Origin of the sequence: Bdellovibrio bacteriovorus, assembly GCF_001592735.1 — a bacterium.
GTDB lineage: Bacteria > Bdellovibrionota > Bdellovibrionia > Bdellovibrionales > Bdellovibrionaceae > Bdellovibrio > Bdellovibrio bacteriovorus_D.
Genome location: NZ_LUKE01000001.1, coordinates 1,464,060 through 1,481,159, shown reverse-complemented (window position 1 = coordinate 1,481,159; position 17,100 = coordinate 1,464,060). Strand labels below are relative to the sequence as shown.

The 17,100-nt window shown below is 42.8% G+C and carries 19 protein-coding genes, 1 tRNA gene and 1 pseudogene; 12 read left to right on the top strand and 9 right to left on the bottom strand.

The window, feature by feature from the left end; genetic code table 11:
* Positions 1 to 123: 123 nt before the first annotated feature.
* Both AZI86_RS07185 and AZI86_RS07180 read right to left on the bottom strand, forming a co-directional pair.
* Complete coding sequence (locus AZI86_RS07185; protein ID WP_061834392.1) at positions 124 to 1,308, bottom strand: protein kinase family protein; 1,185 nt, start codon at positions 1,306 to 1,308, stop codon at positions 124 to 126.
* A 109-nt stretch (positions 1,309 to 1,417) separates the two neighbouring features.
* Positions 1,418 to 2,278 (bottom strand): DUF6615 family protein, encoded by an 861-nt coding sequence (locus tag AZI86_RS07180; protein WP_061834391.1) that lies wholly within the window; start codon positions 2,276 to 2,278, stop codon positions 1,418 to 1,420.
* A 294-nt stretch (positions 2,279 to 2,572) separates the two neighbouring features.
* On the opposite strand from AZI86_RS07180, the gene AZI86_RS07170 reads away from it, so the two are divergent.
* The 7 genes from AZI86_RS07170 to AZI86_RS07140 all read left to right on the top strand — a co-directional run bounded on the left by AZI86_RS07170 (position 2,573) and on the right by AZI86_RS07140 (position 6,832).
* Positions 2,573 to 3,184: a recombinase family protein gene (locus AZI86_RS07170; protein ID WP_061834389.1), complete on the top strand. Its 612-nt coding sequence runs from the start codon at positions 2,573 to 2,575 to the stop codon at positions 3,182 to 3,184.
* Between the two features lie 87 nt (positions 3,185 to 3,271).
* Positions 3,272 to 3,613 (top strand): helix-turn-helix domain-containing protein, encoded by a 342-nt coding sequence (locus tag AZI86_RS07165; protein ID WP_061834388.1) that lies wholly within the window; start codon positions 3,272 to 3,274, stop codon positions 3,611 to 3,613.
* A gap of 5 nt (positions 3,614 to 3,618) precedes the next feature.
* Positions 3,619 to 3,801, top strand: a complete 183-nt coding sequence (locus tag AZI86_RS07160; protein WP_061834387.1) for a hypothetical protein — start codon at positions 3,619 to 3,621, stop codon at positions 3,799 to 3,801.
* 22 nt (positions 3,802 to 3,823) lie between these two features.
* On the top strand, positions 3,824 to 4,570 hold the full coding sequence (locus AZI86_RS07155; protein ID WP_061834386.1) for a hypothetical protein: 747 nt from the start codon (positions 3,824 to 3,826) through the stop codon (positions 4,568 to 4,570).
* Positions 4,571 to 4,586: 16 nt separating this feature from the next.
* A complete protein-coding gene (locus tag AZI86_RS07150; RefSeq protein WP_061834385.1) occupies positions 4,587 to 5,060 on the top strand; it encodes a hypothetical protein in 474 nt (157 codons plus the stop codon).
* A gap of 90 nt (positions 5,061 to 5,150) precedes the next feature.
* Complete coding sequence (locus AZI86_RS07145) at positions 5,151 to 5,948, top strand: hypothetical protein (protein WP_061834384.1); 798 nt, start codon at positions 5,151 to 5,153, stop codon at positions 5,946 to 5,948.
* A gap of 173 nt (positions 5,949 to 6,121) precedes the next feature.
* Entirely contained in the window at positions 6,122 to 6,832 is a 711-nt protein-coding gene (locus tag AZI86_RS07140) for an NAD-dependent deacylase (protein ID WP_061834383.1), read from the top strand.
* Between the two features lie 25 nt (positions 6,833 to 6,857).
* On the opposite strand, the gene AZI86_RS07135 is transcribed toward AZI86_RS07140, so the two are convergent.
* From AZI86_RS07135 to AZI86_RS07125, 4 genes are all read right to left on the bottom strand, one after another.
* Complete coding sequence (locus tag AZI86_RS07135; protein WP_061834382.1) at positions 6,858 to 7,622, bottom strand: hypothetical protein; 765 nt, start codon at positions 7,620 to 7,622, stop codon at positions 6,858 to 6,860.
* 79 nt (positions 7,623 to 7,701) lie between these two features.
* Positions 7,702 to 7,836, bottom strand: a complete 135-nt coding sequence (locus tag AZI86_RS19450) for a hypothetical protein (RefSeq protein WP_301335743.1) — start codon at positions 7,834 to 7,836, stop codon at positions 7,702 to 7,704.
* A gap of 137 nt (positions 7,837 to 7,973) precedes the next feature.
* The gene (locus AZI86_RS07130; RefSeq protein ID WP_061834381.1) at positions 7,974 to 8,567 is read right to left on the bottom strand and encodes an ImmA/IrrE family metallo-endopeptidase; all 594 of its coding nucleotides are present in this window, start codon (positions 8,565 to 8,567) and stop codon (positions 7,974 to 7,976) included.
* A gap of 20 nt (positions 8,568 to 8,587) precedes the next feature.
* Positions 8,588 to 9,058, bottom strand: a complete 471-nt coding sequence (locus AZI86_RS07125; protein WP_061834380.1) for a helix-turn-helix domain-containing protein — start codon at positions 9,056 to 9,058, stop codon at positions 8,588 to 8,590.
* Between the two features lie 94 nt (positions 9,059 to 9,152).
* Here AZI86_RS07125 and AZI86_RS07120 point away from each other — a divergent pair, with 94 nt between their 5' ends.
* Complete coding sequence (locus AZI86_RS07120; protein WP_157684652.1) at positions 9,153 to 9,737, top strand: hypothetical protein; 585 nt, start codon at positions 9,153 to 9,155, stop codon at positions 9,735 to 9,737.
* An 84-nt stretch (positions 9,738 to 9,821) separates the two neighbouring features.
* Complete coding sequence (locus tag AZI86_RS19190) at positions 9,822 to 9,971, top strand: hypothetical protein (RefSeq protein ID WP_157684651.1); 150 nt, start codon at positions 9,822 to 9,824, stop codon at positions 9,969 to 9,971.
* Between the two features lie 33 nt (positions 9,972 to 10,004).
* Here the strand turns inward: AZI86_RS19190 and AZI86_RS07115 are convergent, their stop codons facing one another.
* The gene (locus tag AZI86_RS07115; RefSeq protein ID WP_061834378.1) at positions 10,005 to 11,483 is read right to left on the bottom strand and encodes a hypothetical protein; all 1,479 of its coding nucleotides are present in this window, start codon (positions 11,481 to 11,483) and stop codon (positions 10,005 to 10,007) included.
* A 271-nt stretch (positions 11,484 to 11,754) separates the two neighbouring features.
* Between AZI86_RS07115 and AZI86_RS07110 the strand changes: the two genes are divergently transcribed.
* Both AZI86_RS07110 and AZI86_RS19505 read left to right on the top strand, forming a co-directional pair.
* Entirely contained in the window at positions 11,755 to 12,735 is a 981-nt protein-coding gene (locus AZI86_RS07110) for a hypothetical protein (RefSeq protein WP_061834377.1), read from the top strand.
* Between the two features lie 608 nt (positions 12,736 to 13,343).
* A pseudogene (locus AZI86_RS19505) lies at positions 13,344 to 14,243 on the top strand (recombinase family protein); the annotation flags it as partial.
* A 706-nt stretch (positions 14,244 to 14,949) separates the two neighbouring features.
* On the opposite strand, the gene AZI86_RS07100 reads toward AZI86_RS19505, so the two are convergent.
* A tRNA-Asn gene (locus tag AZI86_RS07100) sits at positions 14,950 to 15,025 on the bottom strand.
* Between the two features lie 56 nt (positions 15,026 to 15,081).
* The gene (locus AZI86_RS07095; RefSeq protein ID WP_061834375.1) at positions 15,082 to 15,534 is read right to left on the bottom strand and encodes a hypothetical protein; all 453 of its coding nucleotides are present in this window, start codon (positions 15,532 to 15,534) and stop codon (positions 15,082 to 15,084) included.
* A 98-nt stretch (positions 15,535 to 15,632) separates the two neighbouring features.
* Between AZI86_RS07095 and AZI86_RS07090 the strand changes: the two genes are divergently transcribed.
* Entirely contained in the window at positions 15,633 to 17,099 is a 1,467-nt protein-coding gene (locus AZI86_RS07090; RefSeq protein ID WP_061834374.1) for a DASS family sodium-coupled anion symporter, read from the top strand.
* The last annotated feature ends 1 nt before the right edge of the window (position 17,100 follow it).

Sequence of the window (17,100 nt, the reverse complement as noted above, 5' to 3'; positions counted from 1 at the left end):
GAATAGTTCTTTGATTAGTATATTTACGTCCTCGGATCTCATAAGCTCTGGCTTTAGCGCTTTTCCTTTGCGGATTGACTGGAATCGCTACTTAATGAATTGTAATGTGTTTTTTAATATTACTTAAATGCCCATTTTCTTAGACAACTCTTTGAATGCTTCAGATACTTGCTCGACGCTTTGGTACCGCTGAGTGTTGTCTGGGTTGAGGCCCTTCTTAACGAAAACAACGAGATTTGGATCAGAAATCTTAGCTGTATTAGTTTTTCCCGTAAGAATGTAAAACACCAGTTTTGTTAGTGCGTAGGTTTCATGAGTAACATTATAGTTATCAAAGCCTTCGGTGACCAAAGCGGGATCATTAAAGTAGCCTTTCATCTCGGTATTAACAGAAGTTAAAGTGCTGTCAGGAATCTTCACCAATCCGAAGTCAGAAATCTTTACGACGATTACATCATCATAGATTTTTAATAAGACGTTCTTTGGGCTGATATCACGATGTATCAGATTTTTTGAGTGGAGGTAAGAAAACCCTTTCAAAGCTTGTAGGATGATACTTTTCCGAAGGTCTTGTTTTATCGTCGCATTGTACTTTTCAAAATATGAATGGAGGGAGTAATCCATGTACTCCATAAAATACTCGAAGCGTGTTTCGTCAAAGGAATATACTTCCAAAACGTAAGGAGATGAAAGCTTCTTCATTTCGTCAAACTCACGTTTAAATCGTTCCCGTTCCTTAAATGTCAGATCTTTTTTTGCCTGCTTTAAAGCAAACGTATGCTGAAACACCTCATCATGAAACTTGAAGATGTTTGCGTAAGATCCGCCACCAATATGTTTTAACGAGGCATGAAAAATATTGTCTTTGCGGGATATTTTTTGCGATGAGGACGGAGTGAATATAGGTAAGGTGTAGTAGAGATCAACTTTATCGGTATGCTCTGGTATCAAGCTACCACCACTTGCCTTAAGGAAGTTCTGGCATTTTTCAAAAAGTTTAGAATGGTACTCATCGATGTCAAAAGCATATTCTGAGTCTTTGAGTGCACGTCTTAGGCTTATTGCCATCTCTATCGCAAATATTAAACCCCTACTTGGACCTGCCCAGAAGTGCGCTGTGTCTCCTCGTGTTGGCAGGCGTTCATTCATGGTTTTAAATAAATTTACATACTGCGAGTGTAGCGACGCAAAGATAACCTTTAGTTGTTCGTTTTTGACCCCTTTATATAAGTCATTATACTCAGGACTGATAAGTCCCTTCTCCTTTAAATCACGCGCTTGAGCTTCAATAAAATTATCTACAGTCATTTTTTTCAAGAGCCAGAAGGTGTTTTCGCATAGACACTAAGTCGGTATAAATAAACTTTTCTTTATGCTCAAATTGCACATTAATAGCTAGCTGTTGGTCTAAATTAGATCACTCGCTATCTCTTATAATGAGTACACCCGCAAGGCCCTCTGGACCGTCATTTACATAGTTACCCGTTCCCACATAGTAAGGAAGCTTTTCATTGGGAATTAGCTCTGGAATTTCGACTTCATCATCAGCGTATGCAAACTCAATACGCTTTTTAACCTGTTCATGAAGTTCACTCGATCGGTTCCCACTTCCAAGCGTACAGCAAACCAGGCAGCTCCACGGATCTTGTTTCGGCAGTAAGTCTGCAAGATCAATCTGATTATTTTTAATTGATTCCCGTATGCTGTAGGCAGACATCGTAGTACAGCCTAGAAGATCTATATTCATAGAATAGCTTCCGCATCGCCAAACATTGCCGGTCAAGTCTTCTAGGTTAGAGTTATAAAATACATACAGAGGGAATGATTGGTCTTTGTTAGCGCTTTTAATCAGCTTGTCGCATTGTGCATCAGCATCCGAAGATTTTAGCGCACCATACTCCATATCTTTTAGATAAAGCTTTTTGGCCTGAACTCTAAGTTTGAAATGATGGGATTTTCCCACGAACAACCATTCCCAGTCAGCACCGTTCTTTCCCTCAGCCGTTCCAGTGAATTTCACTACGCGGACGCGGTCAGGATATTGAGTCCCGATTTGCTCTAGGCACAATTCAGTTACGGTTGGTTCCGAGAGTTCAAATCCAACGGCTGAGGCACTTCTCAGCTTAGCGTACACGTCTTTTGAAAGAGTCTGAAAGGCCTGGCAGAGGGTCGGCTTGGGTGGTGGTATAATCGGCGGTGGTGCGAAGACAGGTAAATTTGGAAACCGCCTTTTTACCATCTGAATGGTCCAATCTAAAATCCGCTGAACTAAATTCATTATTCTCTACCTTTTTGATCTATTGTTTTTAAGCGGATGTTTATTTAGGGAGTCAGCCGCCTGATCAAGAACATCGATAAGAATATCAGTGAGTGTGAGGCCCGATTCTTTTGCAAGTTCCTCGTAATAACTAATCATGTCTTTTGGAAGCCGAAATGACACGTTCTTCTTTTCGCCTTTGAAGAACCTCCGCCTTGGAGGACTGTAAATGAATGCCACCGCCACCTCTGTCTCGAATTATTACATGTATTATGAAATATTACATCATAATGCCGCGCATGATACAATAACTTAATGAAACAAAGAAAAGTGATCTTATACGTTCGGGTATCGATAATTGACCTTAATATTCAAAATCAACTAGTGCCGATGCGCAAGCAGTGTGAATTAAGGGACTTCAAGATTGTTGGCGAATTTATCGAGCACGCAAGTGGAAGTGTCGAAGATAGACCACAGCTTCGGAAGGCACTCGCTGCCATGGTTACCGCAGACGCTGATGTTCTGATGGTCGCCGCCGTCGATCGTCTCGGTCGCTCCTTGAGCCACGTACTAAAACTCGTGGAAGGACTAAGAAAACAAGGCAAGGGCATAGTGACTATCCGTGAAAACTTGGATCTGTCCGGCAACAGCCCACAGAGTGACCTTATGTTGCATGTCATGCTTGCACTCGCCCAGTTTGAGCTGGAAATTTTACGGGAAAGGACTAGGGTCGCTCTCGCAGTTGCAAAATTAAAGGGTAAAAAACTAGGTCGTCCCACCAAAATCAATTCTGAAATTGAAGATACTATAATGGAAATGCATGGCCGAGGAGTGTCCACACGTGAAATCTCGAGAACTGTAACTACGGTCAGCAGGGCGACTGTGCAGGCAATCATAAAGAAGAGAATAAAATCCGGAATCAAGTAGGATCGAACTTCCGTTCAAAAACTCAATTCATAAACGTAACTATGAATAGATTTTGAGATTAAACTTAGTTTCACCGAATAATTTTGTATGAGCAAAGCAAAGCGCAACACAACAGGTGCAGTATTTGCCGCCAACCTTAAGAAGGTAATCGCTGACCGGGGTCTAACCGGGAGAGCGGCAGCAGAAATTGCTAACGTTGCACCGAGCACGTTTTCGATGTGGTTAAGTGGGAGTGCCCCGCAGGATTTAGAAGCTGTCCTGAGATTTTCTCGTGGTGTTAATTGTGATTTCCAATGGTTACTCACTGGGAAGAAGGAACCTGTTGTTCTACCAGATATCTCAGAACTCTACGATATCGTTGATGAAGCTAACCTGTCTGGATTGTTCTTAATTTCTGCAAAACGTTTACGTCTAAAAAACAGAAAGTAGGCCACATGGGAAAACGAGAAGTTAAAGATAGCCTAGGTCGGGTGTTGTACTTTTTGGATGAAAAGTCTGATCGAGTGAACGTCTTGAACAAGATGGGGATCATCGTTGGATACCTGAAAGGTGGCAACACCTATAACTTTCACGGCACTTTGGTAGTTAAAGGCGAATCGCCAGCATCTCTTCTGTAACAAAATATAAAAAGGAGTCGGTATGAATTTCAGTCGCGCTCTTAATATTGTTATCTGTTTTGGACTTTTGAATATCTTAGGTTGTAGTTCCCCGCCAGTGCGAAGTCCCTGGTCAGATAAATCAATGAGGATTTGTCTCGTACCTGATGGAATCAGCACTCAGGATTCAGTCTCAATCACGACCGCGCTGGTTCGTGCAAATAAGTTCATGGTCGTTGACCGAGCTAGGGGTCTTCAGTCAATCAAACGTGAACAAGATATGGTTCATCGCAAAGAAGTGGATAGATTTTCAGATCGCGAAAAGTATTCCCTATATGGAAAGTTATATGGCTGCGGTAGCGTGGCCGTTGCTCACTCGCAATGCTATAAGAAAAAACCTTTCTTTACTTTCAGTAGCGCACCCTATCAGAACGTATGCCATCAATACATTTCCCTTTTAGATAGCAACACAGCTGAAGTCATTGTTGCCGTTCAAGGAAGATCCACCGTCGATGCGGGTGCGTCTAATTGGGGTTCAGAATCTTTTACCCCTCCTTCTGATTGGGAGGGAACAGTAGCAAGTCTAATCGAAGCTTATCCGCGTGATTTCAAACCGAAGTACAACACGGAGGAATTGGAAAATTACAGAGATGTGGCTCAAGAAGAAGCTTTAAGACAACGCGATGTTGCCTCTCCACCAGCAAAACAGGACAGCAAAAATGGCCGTCAGTACGACCCAATTTCAGATTTGTTAATGATTAAACGCGCGTCGGATCAGAATAGTAACTAAATACGGTGGGTGCTCTATGAAAGAAAATGAAATTAAAGAAGTTGCAAAGGACGCGGCTATAGTCGGAGGCACTGCTCTAGCAATTGAGGGCTTGGGATTTTACTCCTCTAAAGCATCTAGTTCTAACCAAGCAACAATGGCAGTCCTATGTGTGAACGCGGTTCTGCTGTATGTAACTTTTAAGGTTGGTGAATCGTCGCTCCTTCTGTTGCCGGGCTTGTTCCTTCCTATTATCGCTGCGTTCTTTGTCGCACCGAGAGCGTTTTGGTGCTTGTTTGTTGGCGTGATAGTTTGCAGTTCGAGCAGCAATCTACCGTTTTATTATTTTGAGATCTGTTATTTGGTGGTTGCCCTCTATGATTGCGGAACTTCAAATGTTTATTTTTCAAGCTTTGCACGAAACTGGTTGCTTGCAGCAGCGCAGGTTGCCGCTTTGTACATGGCATGGAATCGCGACGAGATCCTAAAATTTGTCGGTATGGCTAGTTAACCGGCGCTAAGAAAATGGCCGGTGTAATCACAGGTGTTTGCAATCCGGCCAACAAACGAGCATTTTCCTGCCGCTTAAGAGGGAATTTTTATGGATAAAAATTTGCATTTAATACAGACCTTGGCACTTCTTGAAATGGAGCTAAATAGAATTGGGCCTTCGATGATCGAGCAGCAGCTGCTTTCACCCAATGAGTCTTGGATACTTGGTTCATTGAGTGACACAGAGAGTGTCGCAACTATTGTCCGAGTTATGCAAACGCTTAACACGGAAGTGGTTAGTCATGAGCAATTCAAAGAACTTTTTATGATCTCAGCAAAGCCTTGGGGTTGCAGCAATACATCTATCAGAATAATTGAACATTTCTATTTGGCGAAGCTGCATGGATTCAAAGTTCAGACATGCTGCCACGCTGCTGCCCTCGCATTAGATAATGCAGATAGACCTGAGATTTCCAAGGTCGATGCCTTGTATAGCGGCCTTCGTAAAGTTTGGTACGAAAATTGTCCGAATATAGAAAAGAACAGTGTTAATATTGCTTTTATTAAAGATGTCGAAAGGAAGTTATCTAAACACGCGGGTCCAAGGACACTGATTTCTAAATCACTATCTCTAGAAGATGATCTATTGAAGAAAATGACAAGGCACATGCCCATCCATCATTTACTTACCTTTCTGATGTCTTTAAATAAGGAAGACGATTACGAGAAAGCCCTGTCCCAGAAAATGTGGAGCTTCATGTCTGAAGATGAAAAGGTAGAGCTAACTTGGTCAATGTACCAAGAACAAGCCACATTTAACCGAGCTGAGGCATTCAGCATATGGGAAAAAAAATTAAATAAAGAGGGGCTTTATAGAAAGTCCCCAATCAAAAGAAAAGTTGCTTAATTCCATTTGCCTATTTTATTGGAAGGCGTGATGAAAAAGATAAAGCTATTCCGAAAGAAGACTATAAGAAAGATAACGATAAAATTTGCGATCTTTGATGAGCTCGCGAATCTATTATGCCCTAATGGTGTTCCCGATCCACATATCGAAGAAAAACTTCATTGAGGTTTGCAATGAGTGGGAATTTGCTAGTTTTGACTGGCGCGGGAATCTCAGCAGACTCGGGAGTTCAAACTTTCCGCGATGCCAACGGACTTTGGGAGAATCATCGGATTGAAGAAGTTGCTTCACTAGAAGCATTTAGATCTTGTCCAGATCTGGTGCATAACTTCTATAACGTTCGTAGAAGACAACTTAAAGATTCCAACATCAAACCCAACGCAGCTCATCTTGCTCTCTCAGAATTGGAAGCGGCGTGGCCTGGGAACTTTCACCTGATTTCTCAAAATGTTGATGATCTTCACTGGCAGGCCGGTTCCAAGAAGGTGCTGAATATGCACGGTCAACTCAATCAGGTACTATGCGAAGCGTGTAATCAAAGCATGTTCTGGTCCAACGATCTCAGCGTAACAAGTGTTTGTAAGTTCTGTGGGCATGTCGGGATGTTAAGACCAGATATAGTTTGGTTTGGCGAAAGTCCCCATTTCTTGGGATTGATTGAAGACCTTGTACGAGCCGCAGATATCTTCATTGCTGTTGGAACAAGTGGAGTAGTGTATCCAGCTGCCGGATTTGTTCATCTCGCAAGTCAGGCTTTGAAGATCGAAGTGAATTTAGCACCGACTGAAAAATCTAAATATTTTGATGAAGTTCTTCGAGGTTCTTCCACCGAGGTTCTTCCATCACTTGTAGATCGATTGCTTAATCCGGTAACACTAAGATAAAATCTCAACTAAGCCTTTTTTGAATTCAAGAACCTGCGTTCACGGTTCGATTGTATAAATCTAGAAAATATTCACCAACTTCCGTCATTTTTGGTGGCGCGAGATTATCATCGCCCTCCTCAAAAAGGGACACTCCCGCCAACGGTTCGGTAAGACCTACATCGTGCAGCTTTCGTACAATGTGCGTGAAGCTTTTGATTCCGGTGATCTCGTAGACTGCGTCATAAAACTTCAAAGCAATCTCTTTTTCAATCGCGTTATAGTCCTTATGATTCGGATCATTTTTCGCGACTATCGGCAAAGCATCAATCTGCTCCGCCTGGCGAATACGATGTCGTTTTAACTCGGTGAGTATCCTAAAGTCCGTGCCGGTGAGGACCGTCAATGCTCTTAATACATACTTGTCTTTGGGATCAGCACCAGTAATCAATGAACATACTGCGATCATGTTTGCCGAAATTGAAAGATCATCATTGGTATCTAGGGCGGTCAAATTCAACAGACGATCCTGTGCTACCTGCTGATAAACCGAATTGTTGGCAAGACTCGAGCGGGAAGTAAGGTTATGCTGTTCAAGGATATCTAACCTTTCGTTCAACATCCGCATCATGTCTCTAGCTTGTTGCTCATTGCGAAAGGCTATCGCGCCTTCAGCTCCCGCTACCAAAGCCTTGAACACAAGTCCACCGAACGGAACTGCTTGAAGCGCTGCCTCAGTGCACGCAATCGCAACTTCTTTAGAAAGTCCCCACGTCGCACTTTCAATCGTCTCCGGTGTGTAATTTGTCATTGTTTGACCTGCTATCGTAGCGACGTTCCAGCAAGGAATCTCAGGCTCCCTTGCTGGCGGGTCGGCTATGGGTTATTGCTTAACCAATTGGCCAAGATTTGTAACCATAATCCCAGGCATCATAAGTCTTCCCAGATCTCCAATGCTTGAAGTATCTGCGAAAGACTCGTTTGCCCGATGGATTCGGATTACGAACAGAGGATCGTTTTTTCATATCCCCTCCTTCCGTGGTTGACAGAAGAAGCTAAGATACTCTACCGTTGGAATTGCGGAACCGTGGTAAAGGCTTAACAGCTTATGTCAGGTTATGGGTTACTAAATCTTCCTGAGAAGGTTTATGTAACCTTTTTTTTATTCAAAATGCGATTTCCATACTGCATTCATTCTTACTGTTGCTGCTTGCAACGAAACGTTAAAGATCATAGCCATTCTTTGTGCTAAACGGGAAGACGGACCTCGTGCTGCATGTAACATTTCAATCACATGAACTTCAGGCATCAGCAATGCCCCGCCGAGGAAGTTCGCTTGCCATTCTGGGTCACGGTAAACAACGATTTCCGATCTACTTCTTCGGTAGAGTCTTTCGGAATTTTCATCGTACTCAAGCATCCGTTCTTTCATTTGTTCCCGGTGTTCCTTAACATGCGCAAACTCGTGCGCGACAGTGAATCGGGAACGACCATCTGATGATAGGGACTCAAGTGTGATTTCTGGAATGACCAGGGTCTTAGTTTTTGGATCACAATAACCTTCGACACCTGGATGAAGAGTTTCTTGAGGATCCAAATGCCAGCCAAAACTTTGCGGCATATAAAACTCGACAAGTTTTTCAATGTCTAAAGGTTGCGGTCTTTTAAGCAACCCCCGGTTAAACTCCTCCAAAGTTTCAAGCGCTGACGCTTCAAGCGTGGCTTTACTCCTTGGATCTACTTGAAATACCTTCATGTCCCCTCCAGAACGATCAATTATTTCTTTTTCTTTCTTTTTACTTTTGCATTCAACTTAGCAGTCAACTTCTCGATAGATTCCTGAATTTCACTATCTTCAAATATTGAATCATCAGACCTCGCAAGAGCGAACGCCAACGATCCCGCATGTCTGTTATTAGATAGAGGAATCTCAATCATATCCTTTTCCTTCGCAGCCGCTTTCTGTAGCGGCTCAGCAGCAACTCCCAACAAATCAGCAAGGTTAGCGATCTTTTTTTGATTAAAAGGTCTCTTCCTTCCCTGCTCAACATCACTCAAGTAAGATGGAGTTATATTAAGATGCGCAGATAACTCTCTAAGAGTTATTTCCGCTTCTATTCTTAGCCTCTTCAGCATGTCCCCAAATTTTTGCATTCTTTCCCCCGAGAAGTTTCTGATTTTAGTTTTTACGCCAATGGCGTAAATATCAAGCTCTTTTTTACGCCACTGGCGTAAAAAGGATATCACCTTGACTCTGTATGTAATAGAAAGAACCTCGCTTGCCGCGCAGCGTAGTGTAAATTATATGTAAATTGATGCGTCAATGATGCATACCTTAACTATGGCGCACGGAATACATACAAGTGATTTGTTTGATGAGGTCATTGATCATGTGAAACGTGACGACACTCTAGAACTACGTATGAAGGTTTATCTGGAAACTGCATTACGCTACTTCCGTACTCAAACACTCTGCGACGAGGACCGCAAGGATTCGGACCAAAAAATTCTAGCTTCATGGTCTGACTTTGAGAGGACCACCAAAGGTGCCAAGGTCCTAGCGTCGTTTCGCCGAGACACCCACTTTTGGGAAAGAATTGAATCCTCAATTGGTGTCAAAAGACCGCAACCCGTGATCCTACCAACACCATCAAAACGGATTAAAGTCGAAGATTTTTTCAGGGACCTCAGCAAGGACGTGTGTTCAATGGAACATTCGACGACCAAACTTGTTTTGATGTTTGCTCTGTGGCTTCTTGAAAGCGAAGCTACTAAGGCGGCACCGTTCCGCAATAGACCACGATGTGAACGAACCTACCGAATAATTCATCCACTGTTGAAACACCATGGGTTTCTGCAAAAATACGAAGCCGACATGAGTCTCAAGCACGATTTGCAATACTTTTTGAATGGCAAACTCATTTGAAGTCCGGCATGCGAACGCCAGGCATACTATAATCACTTGTAGTTGGCTGGTGTTTTTGCATAGTACGAAACCAACGGAGGACAAATGACTCTTCAGCAAATCTTAATAGCGATGTTTCACGCACTTGAGTCCGGCGATTTAAATACATATAAGAATTTAAGACCTAAGGCGATAGAACTTGTCGCCTCCGTAGAGCTTAAAGAACTTGAAGAAAACACTCTCCCACTTCATTAAGTGTAGACGGTCCATAAAGGTTCCAAATATTGCTTACCGACGTTTGCGTTTAACAGTCGTCGCACCTTCTGGCAAAAAGTTTTTCTTTAGATCAATGACTCGCTTTAATTCTCTTCTAAAGTATTCTGAAGAGTTATCATCCAGACTTTTGAATTCAGATTTTCCAACCTTGCTGACTTTACCTATCAGAATGTCAGAGAAAATCCCCGTAGCATACATAACCTCGTAAGCTCGTGAGTTTAGAATCAGAGAAATTCGTGGATGATGATTAATCTTTCCAGACTTTGTAGGCGGTCCCGATTTCGTATAGTACTTAATAGTAATTAAGTTTCCAATGCCCTGATTATCAAGAAGCTCATTAGTCACCTCAAAACTAGGCGAAGCGCAATCGGTTCTCCCACTAACTAACAGGTTGTTGAAGTTGTTATCTGAAAGTCTAAGCGGTTTAAGAACCATACGTAGATAGTCCACAATCAACCAGCGCATATTGAAGGTCGCGTGGGTCGAAAGATCATTCAGGTCTGGAAACTCCACTATAAGATTTGAACCTTTCCTACCAAGGTATTTTCTGATCTCATAGCGAACTACGGCTCCACTATCATGAGTATTGTCTGCTTTGGGAAATGCGGTTAAAGCGCAATATCTTTCCTCAGTACAAATATTTTTCTCTCCGTTGTAAGTAACAACTGATAAAAACTGTCTCTTATTATTGTAAGATTCTACAGGGGCGGCACCGTTATATGGCGTGAAACTTGCCAGTCGAAAATATGTTCCCGCTGGATCTTCGGTGAGATAGTCGGTGTAGAACTCAGCTTGAATAATTTTTAAACTCCAGGTGATTTCAAAATCCGCAACAAGATCAATCAAACTCGCTACTTCCCCCAAATCAGTCTCGAAATCTTCCAAGCAAGATCTTACCTCAGACGCAAAGTTGAAACCATCAGGCAACTGAAGATATTGCGGAAGAAATAGGTTTCGTTTGATGGCGCCAGAGGCTGCAGCACGTGGTGTAGTGTATTTTTTCCAGAACTTGGTATCACGAAAGCCATTTAATACTTGGACTGTTGGGTTAAATTTAAAACCAACGCACAAGGTTGGCTTTGGAGAACCTTTGTGAGGAGTAACATAGCAGTGGTTAAATTTATTTTTCAGAATTGGCGACTGCACCTCTGTCGGGGAAAGCTGAATATACGGAACTTGATAAGAAGTTCTGGCGACCAAAATTGAGTCGATCAACCTCTTCATCTTTTCACCTTCGCTAGAATTGGTACCTATCAATTGCACATACACCTGATCAATACTCCTAATGGCTGGCACCACTGAACCGGAGGCAATGGCAGCATTTAGACGGTCCTGCGTCACAATTGTGGGTTTGAAGCCCGTATCCAGAAGCCGGGTTAAAGAAGTCACAAATCTAGATCGACCGGCATCTACCGAGCATCTAATAAAACTATTTGTTTCAACAACCTCCAATAAACCATCTGTAGGACCATCTTTAATAAAAGAAATCATAATTAAACCTTCCAAGTGAAATGTTACGAATAATCAAGCACTTATAAAACGAATTTGGTGAGACCGGACTTTTCCCGTCTGACACTTACTACTTCCAAATTAGAAGCTAGTTTTGTTTCTCAAACTGTAATAGCGCACTTATTCAAAACGTCTTAGGAGCTCGAAGATCAATTTTGCGGCGTCAAACCTCCTAACCGAAAAATGTGTTTTAGGGGTTTTATCGTTGCCTCTTTTAAAGGTGTTAAATAATACCGTGCCACGGAGTTGCGATATGAAAAGAAACGACGACCTATTTTCCACGTTAGCCTCTCAGCAACCGCTTTCGGAGTTTGGTGCCAAGCTTAAAGAAATCGCCGATGATGGAATTATCAAGCATAGCGATAAAAAGAAGTTTTCATGGAAGTTTCATTCAAATGTGAACGGACACCACGCAGATGACAATGTACGGATCAATCGCTTAGCGAAATTTTTATTTAAAGACTCAGAGATTTTAGTCAATGATTACACAGCTAAGATCGCGGCAGCCAACCGCCTATTCAAGGAAGTTCAAAAGCTCCAAACCTATTACAAACGTGGCCTAGCGTCCGATGCACGTATTGTGTTTGGACCAGGAACTCAGCTAGGCTTTATATCAGATACGAAGAATCTGTTTTCAAGCGTGTACTTTTCAACAGGTACGAAGGTCATGTCTTCGCGGCAAGTAGCTTTAAGTGACTTTAACACCATCAATGGCAATGGCATATTCCATCCACGAGATAGGTACACAACAGCCAAAACTACCAAAAACTTTTTAATTCAACTATGGGCATCGGCAATATGCCAAGAAAGCTTTGGTGAGTCAGACGGTCGCCCCGTCTTGCTCAACAATTGGGATTGTGCCTTTATTATTCACCACATTCTTAAACTTACTAATGAAGAAATGCGACCAAAGGCCTTTGCTGGTCGTATGGATGCTGAAGCCATTAGAAAAATTCTCGAGGTACAGATCTATAAAGATCAAATTTTTTATCCCCTATTGAAAGATTTTGCCGGAACCTATTATCCGTTTTCACTCCTTGATTTTTATAGAAGAAACAAGAATCTTAAGCCGAACGTAAACGCCAACAAAAAAACCTCAGAGCTCTTAAGTCGTCTAGTTGAAAATGACATTTATGATTTCTTCTCACCTGATAGTCCGTCTTCTGAAGAAGGACGAAGTCACATTCCATTTGACGGATATGCACAGATGCTGAGAACTCATTGGGAGATCTGACGCGCCGAACTTTAGTTCGGATGTACTAAGAGCTTCTATGCAGGTGAGGCAACGTTGACTCCATAACAAGGAGCCATCAGTTGAAAACAAGAAAACCATTTCAATTCTATGTAAGACCTAATACCCAGCTATTTTTTAAGACCGCTAGCCCAAGATCATACAAAAAAAGGGTGGTAGCACGGCCAAAAAAGTCCAGACGATATTTGCAGCCAGCGCAGTATCCGCTTCCTCATCAGCTACACTTCGAGGGCCTAGAATGAGTTTAATCACCAAGGAAAAGCAATGCCGGACTTGCAAAGCTTATAAGTCACTTAACGAATTCTACAAAAAAGGATTCCGACATGACAGTCATTGCAAGTCTTGCATGTTGTTAAAAAAGAAAACTTCGCGTAATCAGGCACATAAAAAATTCGCGCCAGGAAAAGGCGTGCGGATTACAAAGGTCTTGCCGATCCACGCAATGAAAGTGACGTCGGTCTCGCTGCCTGAGAGAAATCAGACAACAATTCAGTTGGAAGGTTTACTTCAAGACCTGGTTCGGAAATCTTTTAATCGTAACGGGGAATATCGTGAACTCTGAAAAATCGATAAAAGTTGGGTGGGCGTTTATGCGAGTATCGACTGCAGCTCAAGCAAACACTCAGCATGGCTCACTGGAGCAACAGAAGAATATGTTACTGCGCTGGGCCGAGCAGCGGTCCTCCGAAAGCCGTTACCGATACCATATCGTTAAGCAGGTGCAGGAGGAAGCTAGTGGACGAGCCGAGTCCATTCATTCCCGAAAAGAACTTCATAACCTTCAGGAAGCTATCATAAGTGAACAGATTGATTTTTTTGTCGTTGAAAAGATTGACCGTCTATCACGCGACTCCATGTTTAATCAGAAAATGGTACGCCTCGCAGATAAATTTGGCGTCGAAGTTTATGAATATGAATCTGGGCTTGTAGATCTTAAAGATCGTAGTAAGCGTCTTTCGTTCACTCTAAAGAACTTCATGGCTGAAGACTATTCTTTGGAGCTCACTGAAAAGATCGCTAAGAAGGGCAGAGAAGCTCGATTTAATAATGGTAAGGACACGTCTACGAAGCCTGTACTAGGACTTGATAAGCATCCCACGAAAGCTGGATTCTATGTAATTAATCGTGAGGAGCAAAAGATCGTCATCGAAATTTTTAACAAATTTCTAGAGCTTGGTTCTTTGAAAGCCACAGTAGAATTTTGCAAACAGAAAAATTTCAGAACTAAGGCTAATACAACTAAGGAAAAGATTGATAAGCACGGCACAATCATACCGCCGCGTGTTTTAGGCGGTGAATTCTTTACACCTAAAACACTAAGAGCTCTGCTCTGTTCAAAGAAACTAAGTGGTATGAACAGATTCAAAGACACATGGAATCAGTTTCCTCGCGAACAAGACTCTGAAGGATATGTTACTTGGGACTACGGATACACCTCAGCTGAAGGTCCCGTTGTTCCGAGAGAGGTTTGGTTGGAGGTTCAAAACCTATTGAGTAGGAACAAGCAAAAGAAATTGAAAACTTCCCCAGGAGCGAACGTCTATCTTCTTTCAGGAATTCTTCAGAAACCTGACGGCAGTAAGATTACTGGGGCCTCCGCAAAGGGAGGTGCAAACTTATACTACGAAGATAGGACAGGTAAAGAATTCAGGATCTCTAAAGAAGAAATTGAAAGAATTGTGTGTACACGTGTTCGGTCCTTTTTGAAAGACTCGGGGATTTTAAAGAAAGTAATCGAATCGAATTTTGATCAGAGGAACGCTAGATCATTAGAGATAGACCAGAAGTTAAAATTGCTTAAGAAAAATGGAACGACACTAATGAGAGCTCGCACCAATCTTGAGGACCAACTGCGCACAGAAGCAATCAAAGGCGGACCAAACCTAGTTGCAGTTGCTAAAATCATTAGTGATGAAAAGGAGAAGCTTGAAATTGAACTCGCTGGGTTGCAAATCGAAGTTGCAGCTCTTAATGCAGAACGATCTATCTTAGAGAATCAATACCATGACACAAAAGTGCGCGAACTTTTAGAAAACGCGTTGAAAGATTTCGACAAGAGGTGTGACTTGGAAAAGAAACAAATTATTCAAACACTGATACCCAAAATTGTCGTTTACTCAAACAAGCTAGAGCTTTTTTATGACTTTGTGCCAAGGAATTATAACGATGAGGACAAAAGTTCGACTAAAAGAAAAATGGCTCAGAAGGAGGGACTCGAACCCCCGACCCAGCGGTTAACAGCCGCTTGCTCTACCGACTGAGCTACTTCTGAACTCGGTGAATCGCTAAATTAGGGCAAAACCGCCCCGCCTGTCAAACAGATTTCAGCTAGGGTTTAGCTGGATTTGCCATATTTTTAAGCAACATAGGTGATCTGAAGGGCAAACCCTGCACCCGAAAGATGGGTTTTTCCGGAATTTGCTCTAATACCGTGGCGTCACCCGCTTTTGATTTCGCCACCAAACGCTTGGTGTAGGTCTTTTCATCGATCCCGTCGTTGTTAAAGGAGCCCACTAAAATCTCGCACATCGAGCTTATGTCCACCGCGGAACTAAACGTCTGCGACACATTCCCGTCATCCCCATAAAACTCCACGGCCACAGTTTCAGGTGGACACCAGTTGGTGACTTTCTCGTCGCCACCTAACAATAAATTAAGAGTGTTATCCGGGTCCGTCAGTTTTTCGCTGACGTCAGCAGAATTCAAACCTCGCATCATGTATAAGACACCAGCTAAGGCTACAAACAACATTCCGATTTTTGCAAAAAATGAAATCTTCATAACATGGATTTAACCTTCATATTTTAAACGCGTCTAGATTAAAGATTGCTTTCATATTTTTAGCGATCAAAAATTGTTTAATCATCTTGGAGACACTTATGAAACTGCCCCACGTAAAAGTCTTGCCAGCCATCATCGCTTTTGTGGTCACCATGGCCTTCTGGTTTATTATTCCACCTCCCGAAAGTGTCGATATCAATGCTTGGCGATTGCTCGGAATTTTTATCGGCACTATTGTGGCTATCATCGGCAAGGCTTTACCCATTGGTGGTGCCGCAATTATCGGAATTCTTTGCGTCGGTATTTCTCAAGTTACCAATCCTGGAAATCCCGGCAAAGCCATGGCCGATGCTTTAAGTGGTTTTTCAAATACTTTGATTTGGTTGATTGGTATTGCGTTTTTTATTTCGCGTGGATTTATCAAAACTGGTCTTGGTGCACGCGTGGCTTACTATTTCGTGCGCGTCTTTGGCAAAAAAACTTTGGGTATCAGTTACGGTCTTTCGCTTGCAGAGCTTGTCCTTTCACCTGTCATGCCAAGTAATACGGCTCGTGGTGGCGGAGTGATGTATCCTATCAATCGATCTATTTCGGAATCAATGGGATCTTTTCCCGATGAAGCCTCTCGCTTAAAGCTGGGTGCGTTTCTTACATTGGTCGCTTACCAAATTAATATTATTACCTCCGCCATGTTTATCACCGCCACGGCTCCGAATCCTTTAGTCACAAGCGGCATCAAAGATATTTCTGGAGTCACCGTGAGCTGGGCCGACTGGGCCATTGCTGCTTTCGTCCCCGGAGTTTTAGCCATTCTGATTATTCCGTGGGTTTTATTTAAACTTTATCCGCCAGAAATTAAATCAACACCGAATGCTTCCCAATTTGCGCGCGAAAAATTAGCCGCCATGGGTCCGTTAAAACTTGATGAGTGGATCATGGTCGGCGTCTTCGCTCTTCTTTTAGCATTGTGGGCGGGGGTGCCCAGTTTAATTTCTAGCGATCCTTTATTTGCTATTGATCCCACGGCGGCGGCCTTTGTGGGTTTAGGTGTTTTATTATTTAGCGGCGTTTTGACTTGGGATGACCTTTTAAAAGAAAAAGGCGCTTGGGATACGGTGACTTGGTTTGCATCTTTGGTGATGATGGCCACGTTTTTAAACAAACTGGGTGTCATCACATGGTTTTCTACCGAGATCCAGGGCACCATCAAAGACATGGGCTTAGGCTGGGTTGAGGCCTCTGTCATTTTAGTTTTGATTTACGTTTACATTCACTATTTCTTTGCCAGCAACACCGCCCATATCTCCGCCCTGTTTGCGTCCTTTTTTGGCGTGGGTGTGGCGTTAGGCGCGCCGCCTTTGATGTTTGGACTTTTCTTAGGCTTTGCCTCGTCACTGTGTGCTTCAATCACTCATTACGGAACAGGCTCTGCCCCTGTTTTATTTGGTGCGGGTTACGTCACGATGGGGGAGTGGTGGAAATGGGGACTAGTCACCAGTGTCGTAAATCTGATGGTTTGGGCCGTGGGTTGCGCCGTGTGGTGGAAGATTTTAGGTTACTGGTAAT